20 protein-coding genes and 1 tRNA gene are annotated in these 24,082 nt (G+C 28.0%); 12 read left to right on the top strand and 9 right to left on the bottom strand.

The window, feature by feature from the left end; genetic code table 11:
• Positions 1–41 precede the first annotated feature (41 nt).
• The 3 genes from CAMP5063_RS00855 to CAMP5063_RS00845 are packed head-to-tail and all read left to right on the top strand — an operon-like array spanning position 42 to position 5,696.
• A complete protein-coding gene (locus CAMP5063_RS00855) occupies positions 42–1,139 on the top strand; it encodes an efflux RND transporter periplasmic adaptor subunit (RefSeq protein WP_133319066.1) in 1,098 nt (365 codons plus the stop codon).
• Complete coding sequence (locus CAMP5063_RS00850) at positions 1,139–4,261, top strand: efflux RND transporter permease subunit (protein ID WP_337194624.1); 3,123 nt, start codon at positions 1,139–1,141, stop codon at positions 4,259–4,261. Before CAMP5063_RS00855 ends, CAMP5063_RS00850 begins: the two co-directional genes overlap by 1 nt.
• Positions 4,254–5,696: a TolC family protein gene (locus CAMP5063_RS00845; RefSeq protein ID WP_337194623.1), complete on the top strand. Its 1,443-nt coding sequence runs from the start codon at positions 4,254–4,256 to the stop codon at positions 5,694–5,696. The genes CAMP5063_RS00850 and CAMP5063_RS00845 overlap by 8 nt, the downstream gene beginning before the upstream one ends.
• An 18-nt stretch (positions 5,697–5,714) precedes the next feature.
• On the opposite strand, the gene CAMP5063_RS00840 is transcribed toward CAMP5063_RS00845, so the two are convergent.
• Positions 5,715–5,906: a mini-MOMP protein gene (locus tag CAMP5063_RS00840; protein WP_263671565.1), complete on the bottom strand. Its 192-nt coding sequence runs from the start codon at positions 5,904–5,906 to the stop codon at positions 5,715–5,717.
• 75 nt (positions 5,907–5,981) lie between these two features.
• Here CAMP5063_RS00840 and CAMP5063_RS00835 point away from each other — a divergent pair, with 75 nt between their 5' ends.
• Positions 5,982–7,319: a coproporphyrinogen III oxidase family protein gene (locus CAMP5063_RS00835; RefSeq protein WP_263671564.1), complete on the top strand. Its 1,338-nt coding sequence runs from the start codon at positions 5,982–5,984 to the stop codon at positions 7,317–7,319.
• A 21-nt stretch (positions 7,320–7,340) separates the two neighbouring features.
• Here the strand turns inward: CAMP5063_RS00835 and hemJ are convergent, their stop codons facing one another.
• The 3 genes from hemJ to glmM are packed head-to-tail and all read right to left on the bottom strand — an operon-like array spanning position 7,341 to position 9,569.
• Positions 7,341–7,790: a protoporphyrinogen oxidase HemJ gene (gene hemJ, locus CAMP5063_RS00830; protein ID WP_039629243.1), complete on the bottom strand. Its 450-nt coding sequence runs from the start codon at positions 7,788–7,790 to the stop codon at positions 7,341–7,343.
• Complete coding sequence (gene lspA / locus CAMP5063_RS00825) at positions 7,784–8,239, bottom strand: signal peptidase II (RefSeq protein ID WP_133319071.1); 456 nt, start codon at positions 8,237–8,239, stop codon at positions 7,784–7,786. The genes hemJ and lspA overlap by 7 nt, the downstream gene beginning before the upstream one ends.
• Positions 8,232–9,569, bottom strand: coding sequence for a phosphoglucosamine mutase (glmM, locus tag CAMP5063_RS00820; RefSeq protein ID WP_039629248.1), 1,338 nt, complete (start codon positions 9,567–9,569; stop codon positions 8,232–8,234). Before glmM ends, lspA begins: the two co-directional genes overlap by 8 nt.
• 132 nt (positions 9,570–9,701) lie before the next feature.
• On the opposite strand from glmM, the gene CAMP5063_RS00815 reads away from it, so the two are divergent.
• The 3 genes from CAMP5063_RS00815 (at position 9,702) to CAMP5063_RS00805 (ending at position 12,188) form a co-directional block, all read left to right on the top strand.
• Entirely contained in the window at positions 9,702–10,877 is a 1,176-nt protein-coding gene (locus CAMP5063_RS00815; protein ID WP_263681062.1) for a YdgA family protein, read from the top strand.
• Positions 10,874–12,064 (top strand): replication-associated recombination protein A, encoded by a 1,191-nt coding sequence (locus CAMP5063_RS00810; protein ID WP_337194622.1) that lies wholly within the window; start codon positions 10,874–10,876, stop codon positions 12,062–12,064. Before CAMP5063_RS00815 ends, CAMP5063_RS00810 begins: the two co-directional genes overlap by 4 nt.
• Positions 12,065–12,112: 48 nt before the next feature.
• Positions 12,113–12,188 (top strand) — tRNA-Val (locus CAMP5063_RS00805).
• A 31-nt stretch (positions 12,189–12,219) separates the two neighbouring features.
• Here CAMP5063_RS00805 and CAMP5063_RS00800 read toward each other — a convergent pair.
• The 4 genes from CAMP5063_RS00800 to CAMP5063_RS00785 form a co-directional block, all read right to left on the bottom strand.
• Positions 12,220–14,214, bottom strand: a complete 1,995-nt coding sequence (locus CAMP5063_RS00800) for an AlwI family type II restriction endonuclease (protein WP_263681060.1) — start codon at positions 14,212–14,214, stop codon at positions 12,220–12,222.
• 7 nt (positions 14,215–14,221) lie between these two features.
• Positions 14,222–15,139 (bottom strand): DNA adenine methylase, encoded by a 918-nt coding sequence (locus CAMP5063_RS00795; protein ID WP_263681058.1) that lies wholly within the window; start codon positions 15,137–15,139, stop codon positions 14,222–14,224.
• Complete coding sequence (locus tag CAMP5063_RS00790; RefSeq protein WP_263681057.1) at positions 15,124–16,143, bottom strand: DNA adenine methylase; 1,020 nt, start codon at positions 16,141–16,143, stop codon at positions 15,124–15,126. Before CAMP5063_RS00790 ends, CAMP5063_RS00795 begins: the two co-directional genes overlap by 16 nt.
• Before the next feature lie 172 nt (positions 16,144–16,315).
• Positions 16,316–16,936 carry a DUF305 domain-containing protein gene (locus CAMP5063_RS00785; protein ID WP_133319078.1) on the bottom strand — a complete coding sequence of 207 codons (621 nt, stop codon included), beginning with the start codon at positions 16,934–16,936 and terminating at the stop codon, positions 16,316–16,318.
• Between the two features lie 122 nt (positions 16,937–17,058).
• Between CAMP5063_RS00785 and CAMP5063_RS00780 the strand changes: the two genes are divergently transcribed.
• On the top strand, positions 17,059–17,691 hold the full coding sequence (locus tag CAMP5063_RS00780; protein WP_133319079.1) for a hypothetical protein: 633 nt from the start codon (positions 17,059–17,061) through the stop codon (positions 17,689–17,691).
• A 2-nt stretch (positions 17,692–17,693) separates the two neighbouring features.
• Here the strand turns inward: CAMP5063_RS00780 and ruvC are convergent, their stop codons facing one another.
• Positions 17,694–18,170 carry a crossover junction endodeoxyribonuclease RuvC gene (gene ruvC / locus CAMP5063_RS00775; RefSeq protein WP_133319080.1) on the bottom strand — a complete coding sequence of 159 codons (477 nt, stop codon included), beginning with the start codon at positions 18,168–18,170 and terminating at the stop codon, positions 17,694–17,696.
• 122 nt (positions 18,171–18,292) lie between these two features.
• Between ruvC and dnaA the strand changes: the two genes are divergently transcribed.
• The 4 genes from dnaA (at position 18,293) to CAMP5063_RS00755 (ending at position 24,081) form a co-directional block, all read left to right on the top strand.
• Positions 18,293–19,621 (top strand): chromosomal replication initiator protein DnaA, encoded by a 1,329-nt coding sequence (dnaA, locus tag CAMP5063_RS00770; protein ID WP_133319081.1) that lies wholly within the window; start codon positions 18,293–18,295, stop codon positions 19,619–19,621.
• A 132-nt stretch (positions 19,622–19,753) separates the two neighbouring features.
• Positions 19,754–20,821 (top strand): DNA polymerase III subunit beta, encoded by a 1,068-nt coding sequence (dnaN, locus tag CAMP5063_RS00765; protein WP_039617031.1) that lies wholly within the window; start codon positions 19,754–19,756, stop codon positions 20,819–20,821.
• A gap of 9 nt (positions 20,822–20,830) precedes the next feature.
• Positions 20,831–23,149 (top strand): DNA topoisomerase (ATP-hydrolyzing) subunit B, encoded by a 2,319-nt coding sequence (gene gyrB / locus CAMP5063_RS00760; RefSeq protein WP_337194621.1) that lies wholly within the window; start codon positions 20,831–20,833, stop codon positions 23,147–23,149.
• Positions 23,149–24,081, top strand: a complete 933-nt coding sequence (locus CAMP5063_RS00755; protein WP_263665294.1) for a DNA adenine methylase — start codon at positions 23,149–23,151, stop codon at positions 24,079–24,081. The genes gyrB and CAMP5063_RS00755 overlap by 1 nt, the downstream gene beginning before the upstream one ends.
• Position 24,082: the final 1 nt, after the last annotated feature.

Below are 24,082 nucleotides of genomic sequence, written 5' to 3'. Positions count from 1 at the left end.
ATTACTTTTTATTTAGCTAAATAAATAACTTAAGGAAACAAATGAAAACAAAACTTTTAACTCTAGCTTGTGCTTCTCTTATCTTTATAGCATGTTCAGATGATAAAAATGCACAAGTTAAACAACTCCCTCCTCAACCTGTTAGTATTATGACTATGCAAAGCGCTAATTTACCTTTAGAATTTACTTATCCTGCGAGATTAAGTACTGAATTAGATGTAGTAGTCAAACCTAAAGTAAGCGGTGAAATCAAAGCAAAATACTTCAAAAGTGGTCAAGCTGTAAAAAAAGGCGATAAGCTTTTTCTTATAGAACCTGACAAATACCAAGCAAGTGTAAATATGGCTTATGGAGAAGCTTTGGTAGCAAGAGCTAATTTTGATGATGCTGAAAAAAATTTTAAAAGAGATAGTATTTTAATAGAAAAAAATGCTATTTCACAAAAAGAATTTGATGCAAGTTTGGCTAAATTTAACTCCACAAAAGCTAATCTAGAAAGCGCTAGAGCAAAACTTGCTAATGCAAGATTAGACTTAAAATACACCATAGTAAGTGCTCCTTTTGATGGAATTTTAGGTGATGCGTTAATGGATGTGGGTGATTATGTAAATGCTTCATCTACTGAACTTGTACGCATTACAAACATTAACCCAATTTTTGCAGATTTTTATATTTCTGATGTAGATAAAATCAATATGAATAAAAATATTCAAAGCGGCAATTGGAAATTAGAAAATATCCAAGTGCAAGCTAATGTTGGTGGAGAACTTTTCAATGGAAAATTATATTTCGTAGATAGCGTTATAGATACTCATAGTGGTGGAGTAAAAGCAAAGGCTATTTTTGATAACAACAATTCAAACTTAATGCCTGGCTCTTTTGCAAATGTTCATGTTGGTGGTTTTGTTCAAAAAGATGGTTTTGAAATTCCTCAAGTTGCGCTTTTGCAAGATGATAGTGCTACTTATGTTTATACCCTTGTAGATGGAAAAGTAGTTAAAACTATTGTTAATGTTATTTATCAAACTTCTGATAAAGCAATTATTGATAAGGGCTTAAAAAATGGGGATAAAGTGATTTTAAATAACTTCAAAAAAATCCGTCCTGGTGCAAGTGTTAGCGTAATGGAGAATAAATAATGTTTTCTAAATTCTTTATAGAAAGACCTGTATTTGCTTCTGTTGTAGCTATTATCATTTCTTTAGCAGGTATTATAGGACTTTATTCTTTACCCGTGGAGCAATATCCTTCCTTAACTCCACCCGTTGTTAAGGTAAGTGCAACTTACTCAGGAGCTGATGCTCAAACGGTGGCTCAAACGGTGGCTATTCCTCTTGAAGATGCAATCAATGGGGTTGAAAATATGATTTATATGGATTCAACTTCAAGCTCTTCAGGAGATATGAGCTTAAGTGTATATTTTAATATAGGTACAGATCCTGACCAAGCAACAGTTGATGTTAATAATAGAATTTCAGCTGCTATGGCAAAACTACCTGAAGATGTTAAAAAAACTGGTGTTAGTGTAAGAAAAACCGGTTCAAGTATATTAGAAGTTGCTACTTTATATTCTCCTGATGGCTCTATGGATTCACTCGAAGTGTATAATTATGCTGCATTAAATATTTTAGATGATCTTGCTAGGGTTCCTGGTGTGGGTAATGCCGTAGCTATTGGTGCAAGAAATTATTCTATGAGAATTTGGCTTAATCCTGATTTATTAAACAAATATCAAGTTACTGCGACTGATGTTATTGCTGCAGTTAGCGAGCAAAATGCTCAATATGCTACTGGTAAGATAGGTCAAGAACCTGTGGTGGAAAGATCTCCTTATGTGTATTCAGTAACTATGCAAGGAAGATTAAAAAATACTAAAGAATTTGAAGATATTATCATAAGAGCAAATAGTGATGGCTCTTTTTTAAGACTTAAAGATGTAGCCGAAGTTTCTTTAGGATCAAGAGAATATACTTTTAAAGGTAGATTAAACGGAAATGACGCTACTCCTATTTTGATTTTCTTACAAACTGGAGCAAATGCTGTAAATACAGCAGAATTAGTGCAGAAAAAATTTGAAGAACTTTCTAAAAATTTCCCTGAAGGATTAACTTATAAAGTGCCTTATGATACAACTATATTTATTAAAGCTTCCATTAAAGAAGTGGTAAAAACTTTCTTTGAAGCATTAATTTTAGTTGTAATTGTAATGTATTTGTTCTTAAAAAATTTCCGCTCAACTATTATACCAATGATTGCTGTTCCTGTTTCTATTTTGGGAACTTTTGCAGGATTATATGTCTTAGGTTTTAGTATCAATCTACTTACGCTTTTTGCCTTAGTATTGGCTATTGGTATTGTTGTTGATGATGCAATTATAGTAGTTGAAAATATCGATAGAATTATGCATGAAGATCCAAATATAAGCATAAAAGAAGCAGCTATTAAAGCTATGGGTGAAGTTGCTGCACCTGTTGTTTCTATAGTTCTTGTACTTTGTGCGGTTTTCATACCCGTTTCATTTATATCAGGTTTTGTGGGAGAAATCCAAAAACAATTTGCCATAACCTTAGCAATATCTGTTACTATATCAGGCTTTGTAGCTTTAACACTAACTCCTTCTTTATGTGCAATTTTTTTAAGAAGAAATGAAGGTGAACCTTTTTATTTTGTGAAAAAATTTAATGATATTTTTGATTGGTCTACCGAAGTTTTTGGCGCTGGTGTGGCTTATATACTTAAAAGAACAGTGCGTTTTATGTTAATTTTTGTAATCTTTTTGGGTGGTTTATATGGACTTTTCAAACTTGTTCCAAATTCACTTGTTCCAAATGAAGATCAAGGAAACTTTTTAACTATTGTCAATCTACCCGCAGCATCTTCGCTTAATAGAACTACTCAATCAATGGATGCTATGGCAGAAGAAATCCGCAAAAATGAGAATGTAACTAATGTGGTAGGACTTATAGGCTATGATCTTTTTACAGGTTCTTTAAAAGAAAATTCTGGCGCAATGTTTGTTAATTTGAAAAATTGGGATGATAGAGATATTAGTAGTTTTGATTTAGTTGGATCTTATAACAAACAATACTTCTTAAATCCAAATTTTCAAACTTTCTTTGTTAATCCACCACCAATCCAAGGTTTAAGCTTAACTGGTGGTTTTGAGATGTATGCACAAAATCGTAGCGGAAAAAGTTATGATCAAATTCAAGTTGATGTAAATAAATTAGTTGAAGCAGCAAACAAGCGTCCCGAACTTCACAATGTAAGAACAACGCTTGATACTAATTTTCCGCAATTAAAACTAGAAATTGATCGCGATAAAGTAAAACTTTATGGTTTAAATTTAGCTGATGTATTTAGCACTCTAAATGCCACCATAGGAACTTATTATGTAAATGATTTTTCTATGCTTGGAAAAAATTATCGTGTAAATATAAGCGCAATTGGAGATTTTAGAAATACTCAAAATGCTTTAAAAAACATCTTTGTTAGATCAAAAGATGGTTCTATGATAGCTCTAGATAGCGTTTTAACATTACAAAGAAGTGTTGGTCCTGATGATGTAAAACGCTTTAATATGTTTCCATCGGCTTTAGTGCAAGGTGATCCTGCTCCTGGCTATACTTCAGGACAAGCCATTGATGCAATTGCACAAGTGGCAAAAGAAACTTTAGGAGAGGATTATTCTATTGCTTGGTCAGGTTCAGCTTATCAAGAAGTTACAAGTAGCGGTGCTGGACAAATAGCATTTATGCTAGGACTATTATTTGTATTTTTAATTCTAGCAGCACAATATGAAAGATGGCTCATGCCTTTAGCAGTAATTACGGCTGTGCCTTTTGCAGTATTTGGTTCTTTGCTTTTTGTATGGCTTAGAGGATTAGAAAATGATATATATTTTCAAACAGGACTTTTACTTTTAATAGGCCTTTCTGCTAAAAATGCCATTTTGATTGTTGAATTTGCTATGGAAGAGCATCTTAAAAAAGGAAAGAGTATTTTTGAAGCTTCTATTAGTGCAGCAAAATTGAGATTTAGACCTATTGTAATGACTTCATTGGCATTTATTTGTGGTATTTTACCGCTTTTCTTTGCATATGGAGCAGGAAGTGCAAGCCGCCATGCGATAGGTACAGGTATTATAGGTGGTATGATAGCAGCTTCTACTATAGCCATTTTCTTTGTACCTTTATTTTTCTATTTACTAGAAAGTTTTAATAAATGGCTTGATAAAAAAAGAGGTAAAATCAATGCGTAAGTTAATAATTTTTGCAAGTTGTTTTTTAATAACAGCTTGCAGTTTAAAACCAAATTTAGAAATTAAAGATGTAAATTACACTAAAAGCTTAGATCAAAACATTAGCATTAACAAACAATGGTGGAAAGCTTTTGATGATAATTATTTAAACACCTTAGTCGATCAAGCTTTAAAAAACAATAACGACTTGCAAATTGCATATATGAATTTACAAAAAGCTTATGAGGCTTTAGGTATAGCAAGAAGCGATCTGCTTCCTAAACTAGATGGAAGTGCTAGCGGAGCAAGAGCAAAAACTAGCATCAATGCTCCAAGCAACAAAAGTAATGAATTTGTCTATGGCAATGATTTTAATATGGGTTTAAATTTAAGTTATGAAGTAGATTTATGGGGTAAATACAGAGATACTTATAATGCTTCAAAAGCAAAATTACAAGCTAGTGAGTTTGACTATGAAAGTGCAAGATTAAGCTTAATTTCTAATGTAGTAAAAACTTATTTTAATCTAGCAAGCTTAAGTGAGCAAGTAAAAATTTTAGAAGAAACAACCCAAAGTTATCAAAAAACTTATGAGTTAAAATTAGAGCATTTTAAACTTGGAGTAATTAGTGAGTATGAGCTTAACAAATTTAAAGCTGAGCTTGAAAATTCAAGAGTTTTACTCATAAATGCTAAAATTCAAAAAGAAGCTAATACCAAAGCTTTAAAAATCTTAACTTCAAATGATATTGATGATATACTTTATAATAGCATAGAGTATAAAAAAATAGGACAATACGAGCTTAGTATACCTGAAGGCATTGGTAGTGAAATTTTGCTTCAAAGACCTGATGTGCAAGCTAGTTTAAAAATTTTAGAAGAAAAAAACTATCTTGTTGGAGTAGCCAGAACTGCATTTTTACCAAACCTTTCTTTAACAGGACTTTTGGGTTTTCAAAGTAATGATTTAGATCTTTTAGTTAAACATGGAAGCAATACTTGGAATGTAGCTGGAAATTTTGCAATGCCGATTTTTCATTGGGGTGAGATTATGAATAATGTTAATATCGCAAAACTTACCAAAGATGAAGCTTTTTTACAATATGAAAATACCTTAAAAACGGCCTTTGGGGAAATAAGACTTGCTTTATTTAACCGCCAAAGCTATTATGAAAATGAGCAAAATTATAAAAATTTATTTCTAGCTCAAAGTAAAATTTATGAAATTTCTACCTTAAGATATGAAAATGGCGTGATTAATTTAGCTGATTTTTTACAAGATCAAAGAAATTACCTAAATGCTAAACTTTCTTACACTAACTCATCTTACGAGCTTGCAAATTCCATTGTAGATGTTATGAAAGCCTTTGGTGGTGGATTTAACGCTAAAGAAGAATCAAAAGAAAATATCAAAACTATGGAAGAAAACTTAAAAGAAAACTTTTATAACAACTGAGCCTTTAAGGCTTAGTTGTTAATGCATTTGAATTTGAATTCTTTGATTAAAATTATTATTTCCTCTATCTTTTGGGCTATTATGCTCAAAACGATAACGCATATTACCTGAAACATTAATATCTTGAAAAATTTCATCTAAAGGTGCAGAATTTGACACGCTTATAAGCCCTAATAAAAATACAAAAAATGCTATAAAAATATTTTTCATTATAAAGCCTTTGTAAAAATATGATACAATTATAGTCTTTTTAAATAACTACAAAATGAAATTTTTAGGAAAAATATGAATTTTTTACAAAACTTAGCTCTTTCTTACTCACATAAAGCCATGCAAAAATCTTTAGAGAATGGTTTTGATGTAAAACTTTTAAAAGAAGGACAAGAAAAAAAAGTTAATCCAAAAAAATCTTATATGCTCTATGCTCATATACCATTTTGCCATACTTTTTGTCCATATTGTAGTTTTCATAAGTATTATTATAGTGAAGATTTAGCAAAAAGATATTTTGAAAGCTTAAGAGAAGAAATCAAACAAATCAAAGACAAAGGATTTGATTTTACTTCTATGTATGTGGGTGGTGGTACTACTTTGATCAACGAAGAAGAACTTGCTAAAACTTTAGAACTTTGCAAAAAATTATTTAATATTAAAGAAATTTCTTGCGAGAGCGATCCTAATCATATCGAACCTAAAAAGCTAGAAATGTTTAAAGGGCTTATAGATCGTTTAAGTTGTGGTATACAAAGTTTTGATGATGATACTTTAAAAAAAGTAGCAAGGTATCATAAATTTGGTTCAAGCAAAGAGCTTCAAGAAAAGCTTTCTAAAGCTATAGGTGTGCTTCCTATTATGAGTCTTGATTTGATTTTTAACTTTCCTTCTCAAACTAAAGAGCAATTACTCAATGATTTAGAAATAGCCAAAAATTTAAAACCTCAACAAATCACAACTTATCCTTTAATGAAATCAAACCTCACAAAAGATAATATCGCAAAAACTCTAGGAGTAAGTTTTAAAGATAATGAATTTGAGTTTTATAAAATCATTATAGATTTTTTCAAAGATTATGAAAGAAATAATGCATGGTCATTTTCTTTAGAAAAAAGTAGCTTTAATGATGAGTATGTAAGTAGCCATCATGAGTATTTGGGTGTAGGAAGTGGGGCTTTTAGCTTTTTAGATGGAGAGCTTTTAATCAATGCTTTTAATTTAAATGATTATTCTAAACTCATAAAAGAAAAACAAAATGCAAATATTGCTAAAGCTAATTTTAGCAGAAAAGAAATCATCAAATATGTCTTTTTAACTGAAATGTTTGCAGGTAAAATCGAGATTGATAAATTTAACAAAACTTTAGATTGCAATTTAGAAAAAGATCTTTTTATAGAGCTTTTAGGTCTTAAGCTAAGTAAAGCTATAAAAAAAGAAAATAATACTTTACACACAAGTGAATTTGGGCGTTATTTGTTTATGGTATTAATGAAAGATTTTTACACTGGTATGGATTTAGTGCGTGCTGTATTTAGAGATAATAAACGCTTACAAGATAAAGAACACATTAATATCATGCAAGAAAATGTTGATCCACTTGATTTTAAAAGTATGGAGTTTAAAGGATAAAAAGCCTTTAAAGGCTTTTTACTAAAATGGTCTTACCACCATCATAATAGCGATAATTATAAATAATATCGTTGGAATTTCATTATAAGCTCTAAAAAATTTCCCACTCTTTTTGCAAGTATCATTTTGAAGTTGTTTTAAATAATAATAATTTTGCAAATGATAAATAATCAAAAGCAAAGCACAGGTTAATTTAGCATGCATAAATCCTGATCCAACCATCAAAACTTTATTTACATGCAACATCAAACTTCCACTTATTAAAGTTACTATCATCGCAGGAGTTTGGATATAAAAATACAATTTTCTTTCTTGAATTTTTACCACTTCTACAAAGCCTTTATTATCTTTATGCTCTGTATGATAGACAAAAAGTCTTGGTAAATAAAACAATCCAGCCATCCAAGAAACAAAAGCTAAATAATGCACCATTTTAATCCACAAATACCAGTCAGTTAAAAAATCTAACATTTTTCTCCTTTTTTATTAAAAATTTCTTTTATTAAAATCAAAGCTACACTAATGTTTATCATCACATCAGCTAAATTAAACACAGCAAATTCAAACCACTTATGCCAAAATACAAAATCCACCACACCTATATGCACAAAGCGATCAAGTAAATTTGAACACCCAGCAGATAGCATAATAGCAAAAGCGATCAAATGTGTTTTAAAAAATTCTTTTTGATAAAGCAAATACACAAACAAAGCCAAAATAAAAACAAGTTGTATGTATTTTAAATACTCTCCTAAAAATGCAAACATTGAAAAGGCTACACCGGTATTATAGGTTAAAACTAAATCAAAAATTTCACCCTTATATTCAAGCCCTTGCAAAAACAAATACTTACTTACTTGATCTAGTATAAAAACTAAAGCAAAAACAAGCCAAAATTTTAAAGATAAAATTTTAAGCATTCAATGCTTTCATAAAAAAGCTTTCAACAGCTTTCATTTCTTTTTCTAAAAGCTTAATATCTTTTGCTTCAAGTAATAAGCGTATTAAATTTTCTGTACCTGAATACCTAAACAAACTAGCAATTCCTTTTTTTTCTAAATCTTTTTTCAACTCTTCTAAACCTGCAAGCTTGCTTAAGTCTTTTTTCTCTGAAATTTTAAGATTATGCAAAAGCTGTGGGTAAGGTTTAACTTGATTTAAAATTTCACTTGCACTTTTTGCTTCACTTAGCATTAAAGCACTAAATTGTAAAGCAGCTACCAAACCATCTCCAGTTTTTGCATAGTCACTAAAGATAATATGCCCACTCTGCTCACCACCAAAATTTCCACCGCATTCTTTGAGTTTTTCAAGTACATATTTATCGCCTACATTGCAAGTTTCATGTGTGATTTTATGTTTAGTTAAAAACTCTTTTAAAGCACCATTGCTCATTATAGTGCTAACTACACTTGATTTTAACTTGCCTTGTTTTTTCAAAAATAAAGCTAAAACACCCAAAAGACTATCTCCATGAGCTACTTCGCCTTTTTCATCCACAACAACCAAACGATCCGCATCCCCATCAAAAGCAAAACCCACATCTGCTCTAAATTTCTTTACCTCTAAAGCTAAATTTAAAGGATGTAAAGCCCCGCAATTTTCATTGATATTTAAACCATTTGGCTTATCATTGATCACAATCACATCTGCACCAAGTTCTTTAAAAACCGTAGGTGCTACCTTATAAGAAGCTCCATGAGCCACATCTAACACAACGCGTAAAGACTTTAAAGTCAGCTCTTTAGGAAAAGAATTTTTTATAGAAACAATATATCTTCCTATCACATCATCAATTCTTTTTGCTTGACCAATTTGTGATTTTGTTGTTCTTGCTTCTTCTATGAGTTTATCATTAAAATAAATTTCTTCTATTTTTGCTTCTGCTTGCTCATCAAGTTTATTTCCGTGTGCATCAAAAAATTTAATGCCATTATCATAGTAAGGATTGTGTGAAGCTGATATCATAATCCCTGCATCACAACGCATATCTTCAGTTAAAAACGCAATAGCAGGTGTTGGCATAGGGCCTATTTCTATAACATTATAACCTATAGAAGTAAGTCCTGAAACGATAGCATTTTCTATCATATAACCACTTCTTCTTGTATCTTTTCCTACTAAGATATTGTTTGTAAGGGCTTTGTCTTTAAAATAAATTCCAGCAGCCATAGCCAAACGCATTGCTAAAAATGAATCCAAAAACTCCCCCGCTTTACCGCGTACTCCATCTGTTCCAAAAAGTTTCATTTTTTTTACCTTTGATTTTAAATAGTGCAATTATAAGTAAAAAAGTTAAGTAATGTATAAATGTGAGAATTTTATAAGCATTAGTTAGTAATAAAAATATATAATTTTTAAAATTTCACTTAAGGAAAATGAATGAAAAAAATCATCGCAGGGGTTGTAGTAGTAATTTTACTAGTTATAGGGTTTTTTACCTCAGCTTCTTATATTAACTCAATCAATGAAAAAATCTTTGCACAAATGAGTCAAGATACAGCATATTATAATGTTGAAGATACTAATTACACTAAAGGACTTTTAAATTCCAAAGGAAGTTTTATAGCTACACTTAATGATTTACCTTATAGTTTTAAAGTGAATGTGGATTTTTCCAATAATTTTTTTGCAAGTAATAATGCTATCGTTTCTATTTTAAATGAAAATGAAGACTTAAAAGGCATTTTTCCAAACGAAGAAATCTTTAAAATCTTAGTTAGCGTCAAAGGTGGTGACATTAACATCAATGCAAAAATAAATGATATTAATTTCACACGCAATGATACAAATTTAGTTTTAAACAATACATCATTTAAGATTATAGGTTCTGATGAATTTGTAAAAAATATGGAACTTAATCTAGGTTATGTTTTATTAGAACAACTATCTCATAAAGAAAAATTAGAAGCAAAAAATATCAAAATTTCTGAATTTCCTATACAAAAATTAAGCTTTAATGATATCTTTAGTCCTAGTAGAAATAGTGAGCAAAATATAAGCATTGATAGTGCTAGTTTTATAAGTTCTATTGCTTTTGACTTTGATAAATTAAAAATTTTTGCAAAAACAGCTCAAAATACTCAAAACGATTATGATAGTGTTTTAAAACTAGATTTAGCTAAATTTAATCTTGCAAATGAAAACTTTATGCTAAATAATATTAATTTAGATATGGATTTTAATAATCTTTCTAAAAAAGCTTATGATAGCTTAATGCAAAATTCAAACACTGATATTTTTTCTATGATGCTTTTGGCAAGTCAGTTTTTAAAAGCAAACCCACAAATCATCTTAAATAATCTAAGTTTTGAAAAAGAAGGTAAAAAATTTGACGCAAATGGACAAACTATTTTCACTGAAAACAATATAAAATCACAATTTCATGCAAACACAGAAATTCTTCCTAGTCAAATTTGGCCTGATTTTGCAAATTTTGATACTTATTTCGTAGATAATAATGGCTCTTATATGCTTGATTTTATCTATGATGATTCTAATAAAAGTGATGTTACAACTATCATTAATGGTGAAAGACTTACCATAAATCCACAATGACAAATTTAAGCTTAACTTTTCGTCCTAAAACTTTAGATGAGGTTTTAGGACAAGAAAATTTAGTAGAAATTTTTAAAAAATTCATACAAGTTTCAAAACTCCCTCATAGTGTATTTTTTGGCCCAGCAGGTTGCGGGAAGACTTCTTTTGCAAGAGCAATAGCGTATGAGTATAAACTAGACTTTTATGAGTTTGATGGAGGGAATTTTAAACTTGAAGAACTTAGAAAAATACTAAGTAATTATGAAAATTCTTTATATAAACCTTTGATATTTATTGATGAGGTACATAGGCTTTCAAAAACCCAGCAAGAAATGCTTTTAATCCCTTTGGAAAATCAAAAATGCCTTTTCATAGGCGCAAGCACTGAAAACCCCTACTTTACTTTAACTTCAGGCATAAGAAGCAGAAGTATGCTTTTTGAATTTAAAGGTTTAGAGTATAAAGACTTAGAAAAACTTGCCACAAAAGTGCAAGAAAAACTCCAATGTAAAATCGATGATGATGCTAAAGACTTTTTAATCACTTCTAGTGCAAATGATGCAAGAAGCTTTTTAAATTTATGTGAGTTTGCTTTGGCTTTAGATAGCACTCATATCACACTTGAAACTTTAAAAAAATTAAGAGCAAATGTTTTAAGCGATGGCACTTCAAGTAAAGATACACACTATAGACTAGCTAGTTCTATGATAAAAAGTTTAAGAGGAAGTGATGTGGATGCGAGTTTATATTATCTTGCGAGGTTAATTGATGGGGGTGAAAGTGCGGATTTCATCGCTAGAAGATTAGTGATATTTGCAAGTGAAGATATCTCAAATGCAAACCCACAAGCACTTAACCTAGCCACAAGCACACTCATAGCAGTAAAAAACATAGGCTATCCTGAAGCTAGGATCATCTTAGCTCAATGTGTGGTATTTTTAGCAAGTTCGCCTAAGTCAAACTCAAGCTATCTTGCTATAAATGAAGCACTAAATTATGTACAAAATAATCCTGCATTAAAAATACTTCCTTATCTTGATAATAATAACCCACAAAGAAAAAACTACCTTTATCCGCATGATTTTGGAGGATGGGTTAGGCAAAGATATCTAGAAAAAGATTTGAAATTTTATCATAGCAAAGGTATAGGTTTTGAAGCACAGCTAGATTTATGGTTAAATGATATGAAAAAAATTAAAAAGTGATTTTAAGCACAATGTAAAAATATTTTTATATAATTTTTGTTTTTTTAAGGTTCCGTAGCTCAGTTGGTAGAGCACCACCTTGACATGGTGGTGGTCGTTGGTTCAAGTCCAATCGGAGCCACCATTTTTTATTTCTTTTGATTGGATCTATGAATTTAATTTTTTAGTTTATCTTTTATATATTTTACATACCATTCATCAGCATCCAATTCATCCAAATTAGTCTTATATGCTTCATCAAATAAAGAATAAAGTTCACTATATTTTTTATTATTTTTTATGATATTTTTTAATTCAATTGTTTCCAAAGGTATAATTTTCATTCCTTTAATTTTATTTGTACTATCACAAGTATCATAATATGTAGAATTTTTACGATTTCTAAAATCACTTAAAACATTTATGTCTAAATGTGTAGTTGAAAAAACACAATAAGAATTTATATTTCTTGTTGCCAAAAGATGCTGTCCCAAATGTCTTGAAACAGGTTCCATTTCTGCTCTTCGTTGATTTGTTTTATCTGTGAGTGTTGCTTCTAGAAGCAAAGTATGTTGTGGATAAAATTCATTTTCTTCGTATTCATAAACAATATCTGCTTCGCCACCGCCTGCATGAGATATAGGAAGAAAATCTGCGTCCATGGATAATTTCATATAATCTAAAATTTTACCTTTTCTTGCACTTATTTTGTACCATATAATACCTAATAAATATTCATATATAGTAGGAATATCAGCATTATTTGTAATATACTCTTTTATTATTTCATCTTTTCTTATTTCAAGATTATTTAATAATTCTATAAGTTTTTCATCATTAAATTTTTCATCAATTAACTTGTTAAATCTTTTATATCTTTGCTTTTCATACTCACTCATTGCATCATCAAGTGTTGAAATATTAAGTCCAAACTCACTATTTATAGAATCTATAATAATATTATCGGTTGACACAAAAAATGATGAAATTTCATTTAATTCGCAGTCTTTATATAAATTTTTATCTGAGATAAATGCATTTTTATATAAATCTTCTATTACTGTTTTAAAAAAATATTTTGGAATTATGTCAAGTTCAACTTTATTATTTCTAAATAAGAATATATTGCTAAGCCCTAAATAACGTCGATTTAAATCAGCATAATCTCTAAGAGTAGCTTTTGCTTTTAATAAATGCAACACTTTAAAAAAAGCTAATTTAAATTCATCCTCATTAGAAACTTTATCAAAAATACTAGGATTTAAAACATTACAAAGCTCTTTCTTTATCTTTTTTGTAGTTATTTTAGTAGTAAAAATAAATTTGCCCCATAAGTTTTTTAATTTTAATTTTCTTATAATGTTATATAACTTTATCAATGAATTTTCATCTTTTTGTTTCTGTAAAAATATAGCTTTTAATATTTCATAAACTTCAAAATAATCTAAATCATAACTTGGACTTTTTCTATTCATTCCTATTTTACAAATTACATCTTTGTTAATTTGTTTTGAAGCTAAAAACCATTTCAATGCTTCTTGGTAATTTTCCATTTCCATTAAACGATTTATAATAATATCATCTATATTTATTTTATCATTTCTTAAATATGAAATTTGTGTTAAAATTTGTTCTGTATATTTTTTATTCGTACAAAGTGGAAGAAGATATACAAATTCATCATATTCTAAAAATTGATGTTTATTAAGTAGATAAAGTGCAATTATAAAAGGTTTAACACATTCATTTTCTATAGTAATATTAGTTTTCAAAAGTTGTTTTAAATATATAAAACTATCTTTTGAAATTTGCAAAAGATTATCTGTACTAAAATCTCTGCTTTCACTGACTTGTAAAAGTTTATACCCTACTTCTGTTAATTTTCTATTATTATCAATTAACCCTATATCAACAAGCCCTGAAGTTTTTTGTCTTGCATCTTTATCCTTATTATTTGCAACTCCAATAACAAAACCATTGTCTTTTAAAAAATCATAGTAATTAGATTGTAAAATTCTATTACCTATCCATTCTTGTCCTATATTTTTTGGTAGTTGCCAAAAATCATTAAGTAATTTTAATTGAAGTTCAATATTTTTATTAAAATTCTCAGTTCTAAAACTTGTAGTTCCTAAACTCCAGCAATAACTTTTATATCTAAAATTTTCCATTTTATTCCTAATAATTAATAATTAATACCTCATCACTTGTAAAATTTTTATCTTTAATTTGATAATTAGAATTTGAATATTTATGTTTTAAATGATGAACTTTATATTTTTTATTTTTTAACCAATGCTTTAATATTTCATTAGTTTTTCCTTTACTAGATAAAACATTTGAAAGAGCAAATCTTATATTTTGATTGTCTAATTTTTCTAAAAAATCAAGCAAGTCTTTTTCATCATTCTCATTCCAACTACTATTTTCATTATAGGTTGCACAAGTAATTAAATAAGGTGGATCAATATAAACAAAATCATTTTTTTCTAAATTTTGAATATTAAAATTTCTAAAATCAATACAAGAAAAATAACAATTTTGTTCTTGTATTCTTTTAATAAAATTAATAAGTTTTTGCTCCATTTTAGTATTAAAATCTCGTTTTCCAACAGGTAAATTAAAATTACCTTTTGAATTAAATCGGATTTGATTATTGAATGCATAAACAATCATCACATAAAACATTATATAATAGTCAAAAGATGTATTATTTTCTATATTAAAATCATTTCTAAGCTTTAAATAGCCATTTTTATTATACTTACTCAACCCTTTAGAGCTATCACATTTATAAAATTCATATCCATACTTACTAACAATAGACAAATCATATTTCTCAATTATTTTATAAATTTGTTTTAAAATATTTTCACTATCCATTTTTTTAAAAAAATTATATAAATTATAGAGTTTTATATTGATATCATTATATATTGTCTTTTTACTTTTTACATTTAAACCTACATTACAACCCCCGCAAAACAAATCAATAAAAGTATTAATATTCTTAGGAAATAATGGCAAAATTTGAGGAAGTAATCTAAATTTTCCACCAGTATAATTTAGCGGTGAAGCAATTAACGGCATTTGCATAAAAACAACCTTTCATAATTGTCTTTAATATTTGATTTACCTGTACTAAATGCTTTGTGTTCTTGAGAAAAAATACTCACTTCACCTCTTGTGCTTAATGATTGTATTATAACTTCATCACTTATCTTCGCATTTGAACGATTATTACCTTTAGCAAACATATTATTATAAGATAATAATATATATTTTGCATTTATATTTGATATTAAATTAACAAAAGTATCATTTGCAGTATTACTACAATATTTACTTTTAATCATACTTCTATCCATTTTACGGGCTACACCAAAAACCTGTGGTTTTTTCCAAGTAGCTATATTTTCTAATAAATGATAAGTGTCACTATATTGTCTAGAATTATAAGGAGGATCGATATAAATTAAATCTGCATAAATTTCTTCTATAAGTTCATTTGCATCTTTATTAAAACATCGATTATTAGTGTTTAATTTATTATAAAATTGTGGTAGAGTAAGATTAATTTCATTAACTAGTTTTGCATTTTTTCTATAAGCATCGTAATGTCCGCATGTAGCTGCTATTTTATCCATTGCATATATTAATGAAGTAATTAAAATAGCTTTTTCTTTTTCATTAATTTTATCACTTTCTTTTAAATTTTCAATACTTTCACGAATAAAACCTATTTTAGAACACACTTTAGCACTAAAATAAGTATCAGCAAAATTTTCTCTCATATAATTATTTTCATTTTTATCATATTTATTAAAATCATTTAACAAAAATTTTATTTTATCTTCATCATAATTTTCAGGACTAAACCATGCAACATTACAAAAATAATTACTTTGTAAGATATCGTTTGTATAAATTATTTTATCTATAAATGCGCTAGCAACTACTCCCGTTCCTGAAAATATATCAGCAACAGACTTTATATTTTTACAGTTTTTATTTGTAATGTTTAAAATAAATGGTAAAAGTTTTGTTTTGTTGCCTAAATAACGACGAGAACTAATATTAAAACTTGATAACGTAGTCATTAATATCCAAAATATAAATTTTATATAATTATATACTAATCTATATAAGATATATTGAATTTTAAATAAAAGCTAGTATTTAGTATTTAATTAATATCTAAAAATATTATTACTTTTATTTTTAGATAAAAGTAATAATATGTTCTTAGAAATTTTACTAAACTACCTATTTTTACATATACTTTAACAAATTCGTAAATTCTTGGATTTCTTTTTCTTGATCTAAAATGATTTTTTTCGCTATATCAGTGATAGTTTTGTCTTTAGAGTAAAATAAAATTTGTTTTGAAGCATCTACTGCACCTTGATGATGTGCTATCATCGCTTCTAAAAAGTCTTTATTGATGTTTTTGCTTTCTTTAACCGAACTCATTAAAATCATCATTTTTTGCATTAACTCTTTTTCTTCTTGGACAAATTTTTTATAAGTTTCTTCATCAATTTGAGTTTTTGTATAAAGATTTTTATCTAGAATTTCTTGAAATTCTTGGATTTCTTTTTCTTGAGCTTTTATGATATTTTGAGCGATTTTTTTCATCTCTTCACTTTTTGTATGTTCTAATAAAAGCTTAGATGAGTCAATAGCACCTTGGTGATGTGGAATCATATTAGCTAAAAAATCTCTTTCTATGTCATTGCTTTGTACTAAAGGATTTTTCATCATAGGTTCATGCATACTCATCATGATTTGTGATGAAATACTTCCAGAAGCTCCATGATGAGCATGATGAGAATTTGCAGCAAATAAAGTACTTGCTAAAACTAAACTTGAAACTATAGTTTTAATTTTCATTTTTTTCCTTTTTTTAAAATAACTTTGGAATGTTATAAAAATTATATAAACTAAAATTAACAAAGAAAAAAACATTTTTTTGTTATAATCTATAATACTAAAAAAAATAATAAGGATGTTATATGCTAAAAGAACTACTTGAAATAAAAAAAGAAATGGAACCTATAATTCATGATTGTTCAGTAAAAATTCAAGTAGCCGCAAGAGAAGTAATCGTAAGAAAAAGAGAATATGAAATCTATGGTCCTATGATAGATAGAGTATATCTTGATAATGCTATATATATAAAAGTTTTTGGTAGTGGGCGTGATACTAAAAGCACTAAAGTAGATATTAAAAATGGACTTTATATGGTTTATGTAGCACCTGATAAACCTACTAATCAAGAAATTATGAATAAACTAAAAATAGCATTTGAAAGTATAGATAATAAATTCATCTCAAGAATTTTAGAACTCAATAGAAGAATGAAAGAAGTGATTAACAAAACTCAAGCAACCCTAGCAAAAGCATCAAATATGAATGTTTTGATAGAAACAAATCTAGGCGAAGCTACCGCGGCACATAAATTTGTAATAACTATTAAATATTTAAAAGATAATCAAAAATTAGAATTAAAAAATTCAAAATCTGCAGGAAGTTTTAGAGATACCAAAAATCATATCAACCTAGTAGTAGAAAAAAATACTGATTCTGCTGTATGTGAAAAACTTCTACATGATGTTGAAATTTATTTTATAGGAAATGGAAAGTAAAATCACTTTTTTACTCTCAAATTTGCTAAATGCGTCAAAGCTACTGCGATAGCATCGGTAATATCAAGTGGCTTGATGTCTTTTGAAATTCCAAGTAATCTTTTTACCATAAAAGCTACTTGCTCTTTAGTAGCTTTTGCTTTACCTGTTACGGTTTTTTTCACTTGTAAAGGTGTGTATTCTGCAAATTCTCCATGAATTTGTAAGATTTTTAAACTCAAAGCTCCACGAAATTGTGCTAGTTTTAGAACCGTTTTTGGATTATAAGCAAAAAATATATCTTCTATAGCTACCTCATCAAACTGATGATTTTTAAAGATTAGATCAAGTCCTTCACATAATTCTGTGATTTGATACTGTAAATCATTGGGTTTGATTTTGATAAGTCCTGCTTCTATGAGTTGATTTTTATTATTTATTTTTTCTACAATAGCATATCCACAATATCTAGAACCAGGATCTATCCCTAAAACTTTCAAACTTTTCACCTTTTTATTCACATAGATGTGAAATTTAAATTTTTATGTGAATAATTTTAACCATTTTTTATAAAAAATAAGCTAGAATTTTAAGTTTTACATCATAATTTATAAGAATAATAATGAATATAAAAGATTTTTTACTTGAATTTAAAACTGAAATTAGCAATAACGAATACAATACTTATATTTCTCACTTACAATTTAGTGAAAAATTAAGTAAAAATAATATCTTAGTATTTATCGCACCAAATCATTTTTTGGCTAAATTTATACAAACAAAATACGCACAAAAACTAGCTTATTTTTATGAAGTAAAAACAGGGATTAACCCTCAAGTTAAAATCATTACAAATGATCAAAAGATAGAGAAAAAACATTTTTCTACAGATATTTCACAGATTAAATTTCAAAGTACTATTTTAAATCCTTCTTTTACTTTTGAAAGCTTTGTTGTAGGAGATTCTAATCAATTTGCCTATGCAACTTGCAAAGCTATTACCGATAAAAGCAAACTTGGAAAATTATACAACCCCATCTTTATCTATGGCCCTACAGGACTTGGAAAAACTCACTTGCTTCAAGCTGTCGGAAATGTGTGCTTAGATAATGGATATAAGGTTATTTATGCTACAAGTGATAATTTTATCAATGATTTTACCATGCATTTAAATAACAAAACTATGAGTAAATTTCATGAAAAATACAAAAATTGTGATGTCTTACTCATCGATGATGTGCAGTTTTTAGGTAAAACAGATAAAATTCAAGAAGAATTTTTCTTTACTTTTAATGAAATAAAAGAAAAATTTGGACAAATCATCATGACAAGTGATAATCCTCCAAATATGTTAAAAGGCATAACAGAACGCTTAAAAAGCCGTTTTGCAAATGGGATCATCGCAGATATCACTCCACCTCAGCTTGATACAAAAATCGCAATTATCAAGAAAAAATGCGAATTTAATGCTATTTATCTCAAACCTGAAGTTATAAGCTACATCGCTACTTCAATGGGAGATAACATCCGAGAAATTGAAGGTATGATTACAAATCTAAATGCCCAAGCAAGGCTTTTTAATCAAGAAATCACTTTAGAAATCGTTAAAAGCTTTATGAAAGATCACATTAAAGAAACAAAAGAAAATATTAGTGTTGAAGACATACTTGCTGATGTTTCAAAAAGCTATAATCTTAAATCAAATGATATAAAATCAAATAAAAAAACACAAAATATCGTTATGGCAAGAAGGGTTGTGATATATTTAGCAAGAGAGCTTACAACTATGTCTATGCCTCAACTTGCTAGATTTTTTAATATGAAAGATCACACTGCCATTTCACATAATATTAAAAAAATTCAAGAGTTAATGAGCGAAAATGAAAACCTAAAAGCCATAGTAGAAGAATTAAGAAATAAAATTTTAACAAAAATAAAAAGCACCCTGTGAATAAAAGTGAAAAATAAAAAATTTTATTCTATGAGTAAAATTTCTATAAAAAAAGGCTTTTAAAAAGCATTTCACATTTTCACATTGCTTATTATTATGATAAAATAAATTTAAAAAACAAAGGAAGTAAAAATGAAAATTAGCATTAATAAAAACACTTTAGAATCTGCCATAGTTTTAACTAACTCTTATGTAGATAAAAAAGACTCAAGCAACATCGCTTCTCACTTACTTTTTGAAGTAGTTGAAGATAAATTAATCATAAGGGCAAGTGATTATGAAATAGGTATTAACTATAAAATCAAAAAAATTAAAGTTGAAAGTGCAGGTTTTGCAACTGCTAATGCTAAAAGTATTTTAGATATCATTAAAAGTTTAAATAATGAAGATGTGGTCTTAGAAACTATAGAAAATTTCCTTTTTATTAGACAAAAAGGAACTAAATATAAACTTCCTATGTTTAATTATGAAGATTTTCCAAATTTCCCAAGCACTGAAGGAAAAGATAAATTTGATATTGATTCAAGTGATTTAAGTAGATCTTTGAAAAAAATCCTACCTGCAGTTGATACAAATAATCCAAAGTATTCTTTAAATGGTGCTTTACTTGATATAAAAACAACCCACATTAGCTTTGTAGGAACAGATACTAAACGCTTAGCGGTTTTTACACTAAATAAAACAAACGAAAAAGAATTTAATCTTTGTATCCCTAAAAAAGCCATTTTAGAAATGCAAAAAATCTTTTTTGAAAAAATTGAAATTTATTATGATGAAAATATATTGATTGCAAAAAATGACAATTTTGAGTTTTTCACAAAACTTATTAATGATAAATTCCCTGATTATGAAAGAGTAATTCCAAAAAATATTACAAAAGAATTTATTTTTAAAACAGAAGAATTTATGGACGCATTGAAAAAAATCAATGTAATTACTGAAAAAATGAAATTAAATTTCCATAAAGATAAACTTGTATTTGAAGGTATTAGTTTAGATAATATGGAAGCAAAAACTGAACTTGAAATGGAATTAAACATAGATGAAGAATTTAATCTTTGCATTAAAAATAAATTCATTACTGACTTTTTAAATTCTATTGAAAGTGAAACATTTAAACTTAGCATAAATGAACCTCATATGGCATTCTTAGTTTCAAGTGAAGAATTACAAACTGTGATAATGCCAGTTATTTTATAAGGAAAATAAATGCAAGAAAATCAAAATTATGGCGCAGGAAATATTAAAGTTTTAAAAGGCTTAGAAGCTGTTAGAAAACGCCCTGGTATGTATATAGGTGATACCAACATAGGCGGTCTTCATCATATGATTTATGAAGTAGTGGATAATTCTATTGATGAAGCTATGGCAGGTTTTTGTGATACGATTAATGTAGAAATTACTACAGAAGGCTCTTGTATAGTAAGTGATAATGGTAGAGGAATTCCTGTGGGAATTCACCCTACTGAAAATATCCCTACTTTAACTGTAGTTTTAACCGTGCTTCATGCAGGTGGAAAATTTGATAAAGATACTTATAAAGTTTCAGGTGGTTTACACGGGGTTGGTGTAAGCGTTGTAAATGCTTTATCAAGAAAATTAGTTGCTACAGTGCATAGAGATGGAGAAATTTATCGCCAAGAATTTTCAGAAGGTAAAGTTACAAGTAATTTTGAAACCATAGGTAAAAGTAAAAAAACAGGAACAATCATAGAATTTTGGCCAGATGATCAAATTTTTGAAGTGACTGATTTTGATTATGAAATTTTAGCTAAAAGATTTCGTGAACTTGCATATTTAAATCCAAAAATTACTATAAATTTTAAAGATAATCGTGTAGGAAAAGCAGAAAGCTTTCATTTTGAAGGTGGTATAAGTCAATTTGTTACAGATTTAAATAAAAAACAAGCTCTAACTAAGGCTGTATTTTTTAATGTAGATGAAGAAGATGTAAATGTTGAAGTAGCATTGCTTTATAATGATAGTTATAGTGAAAATTTACTTTCTTTTGTTAATAATATAAAAACTCCAGATGGTGGAACGCACGAAGCAGGTTTTAGAATGGGCTTAACTCGTGTTATTAGCAATTACATTGAAGCAAATGCTAGTGCTAGAGAGAAAGACTCTAAAATCACAGGTGATGATGTAAGAGAAGGTTTAATAGCAGTTGTAAGTGTTAAAGTACCTGAGCCACAATTTGAAGGACAAACTAAAGGAAAATTAGGTTCAAGCTATGTTAGACCTATAGTTTCTAAGGCTTCTTTTGAGTATTTGACAAAATACTTTGAAGAAAATCCTATCGAAGCAAAAGCTATCATGAATAAAGCTTTAATGGCAGCTCGTGGTAGAGAAGCAGCTAAAAAAGCTAGAGAATTAACCCGTAAAAAAGAAAGTTCAAGTGTAGGGACTTTACCAGGAAAATTAGCTGATTGTCAAAGTAAAGATCCGAGTGAAAGCGAAATTTATTTAGTTGAGGGTGATAGTGCGGGAGGTTCTGCAAAACAAGGTAGAGAAAGAACTTTCCAAGCGATTTTACCTTTAAGAGGTAAAATACTCAATGTTGAAAAAGCAAGACTAGATAAAATTTTAAAAAGTGAACAAATTCAAAATATGATCACAGCTTTTGGTTGTGGGATCGGTGATGAGTTTGATATAGAAAAACTAAGATATCATAAAATCATCATTATGACAGATGCTGATGTAGATGGTTCTCACATACAAACTTTACTTTTAACATTTTTCTTCCGCTTTATGAATGATCTTGTAGCAAATGGACATATTTATTTAGCTCAACCACCTTTATATCGCTATAAAAAAGGTCAAAAAAAAGAAATTTATCTAAAAGATGAAAAAGCTTTAAATGATTATTTGATCGAAACAGGTATAGAAAGTTCTACTTATGAGGGTATAGGATTAAACGATTTAAAAGATTTTCTAAAAATCGTTGCAGCTTATAGAAGTGTTTTAAAAGAATTAGAAAAAAGATTTAATGTAATTTCAGTGATTAGGTATTTGATAGAAAATCCTGATTTGATAAAAGCTTCTAATGAAGAATTATTTAAAGTCATAAAAGAATTTTTAGAAAAACAAAATCACAATATCTTAAATTCATATATCAATGAAAATGAAATTCGTGTTTATGTACAAACTGAAAATGGTTTAGAAGAACTTATCATCAATGATGATTTATTTGTTAATCCTTTATATGAAGAGGCAAATTATATTTATCAAAAAATTAAAGATAGAGATTTAAAATTTGATAAAGATATTTTAGAAATTTTAGATGAAGTTGAAAAAAATGCTAAAAAAGGTGCTTATATACAACGCTATAAAGGTCTTGGTGAGATGAATCCTGAACAACTTTGGGAAACAACTATGGATCCAAGTAATCGTCGTTTGTTAAAGATCACTATAGAGGATGCTCAAAGAGCAAATGATACTTTCAACCTTTTCATGGGTGATGATGTAGAACCACGCCGTGAGTACATACAAGCTCATGCTAAAGATGTTAAACATTTGGATGTTTAATGACAAAAAATCTATTTGATTTTGATGAAAATAAAAAAGAATATTTTTTAAAATCTTTAAAAGGTAAAAATTTACCTTTTAAAAGATATACTAAAAGCCCTATTAGATATGGTGGTGGAAAATCACTTGCAGTAGGTATTATATTAGAACATTTTCCAAATGATTTAAAAAGACTTATTAGTCCTTTTATTGGTGGTGGAAGTGTTGAGATTGCAAGTGCCTTAGAATTAGATATAAAAGTAAAAGCATTTGATATATTTGATATTTTAGTTAATTTTTGGCAAGTTATTTTAAATGATAATAAAAGATTATATGAAGAACTTTTAAAATTAAATCCTGATAAAAATACTTATAAAATAATAAAAGAAGAATTAAAAAGCCATTGGGAAAATAAATTAAAACTTGATAATTTAACTTTAGCAAGGGATTATTTTTTTAATTTTAATCTTAGTTATGGTCCAGGGTTTTTAGGTTGGATGTCAAGTAATTATGAAAATAAAGATAAATATTTAAAAATGTTAGAAAAAATTAAAAATTTTAATGTTAAAAATTTAGAAGTTCAATGTACTTCATTTGAAGAAGTTTTCAAATTATATCCAAATGATTTTTTTTATTGTGATCCACCTTATTATCTTGAAGGTGATTCGAAAATGTTTAAAGGAATTTATCCTATGAGAAATTTTCCTATTCATCATAATAATTTTGATCATGATTTATTAGCACAATGTCTTAAAAATCATAAGGGAAAATTTATACTTAGTTATAATGATTGTGAATTTGTTAGAAAAGCTTATAAAGATTTTAAAATTTTAGAACCAAAATGGCAATATACTATGGGACAGGGTGAAACAAGAGTTGGTAAAAATCGTATTAATAGAGGTGATGATACAAACATTAAAAAAAGTCATGAATTATTAATAATAAAGGATTAAA

The sequence above is a fragment of the Campylobacter sp. RM5063 genome, assembly GCF_024723655.1.
GTDB classification, from domain to species: Bacteria; Campylobacterota; Campylobacteria; order Campylobacterales; family Campylobacteraceae; genus Campylobacter_D; species Campylobacter_D lari_D.
The sequence above is the reverse complement of the archived record's forward strand: the minus strand, read 5'-3'. Positions and strand labels throughout refer to the sequence as shown.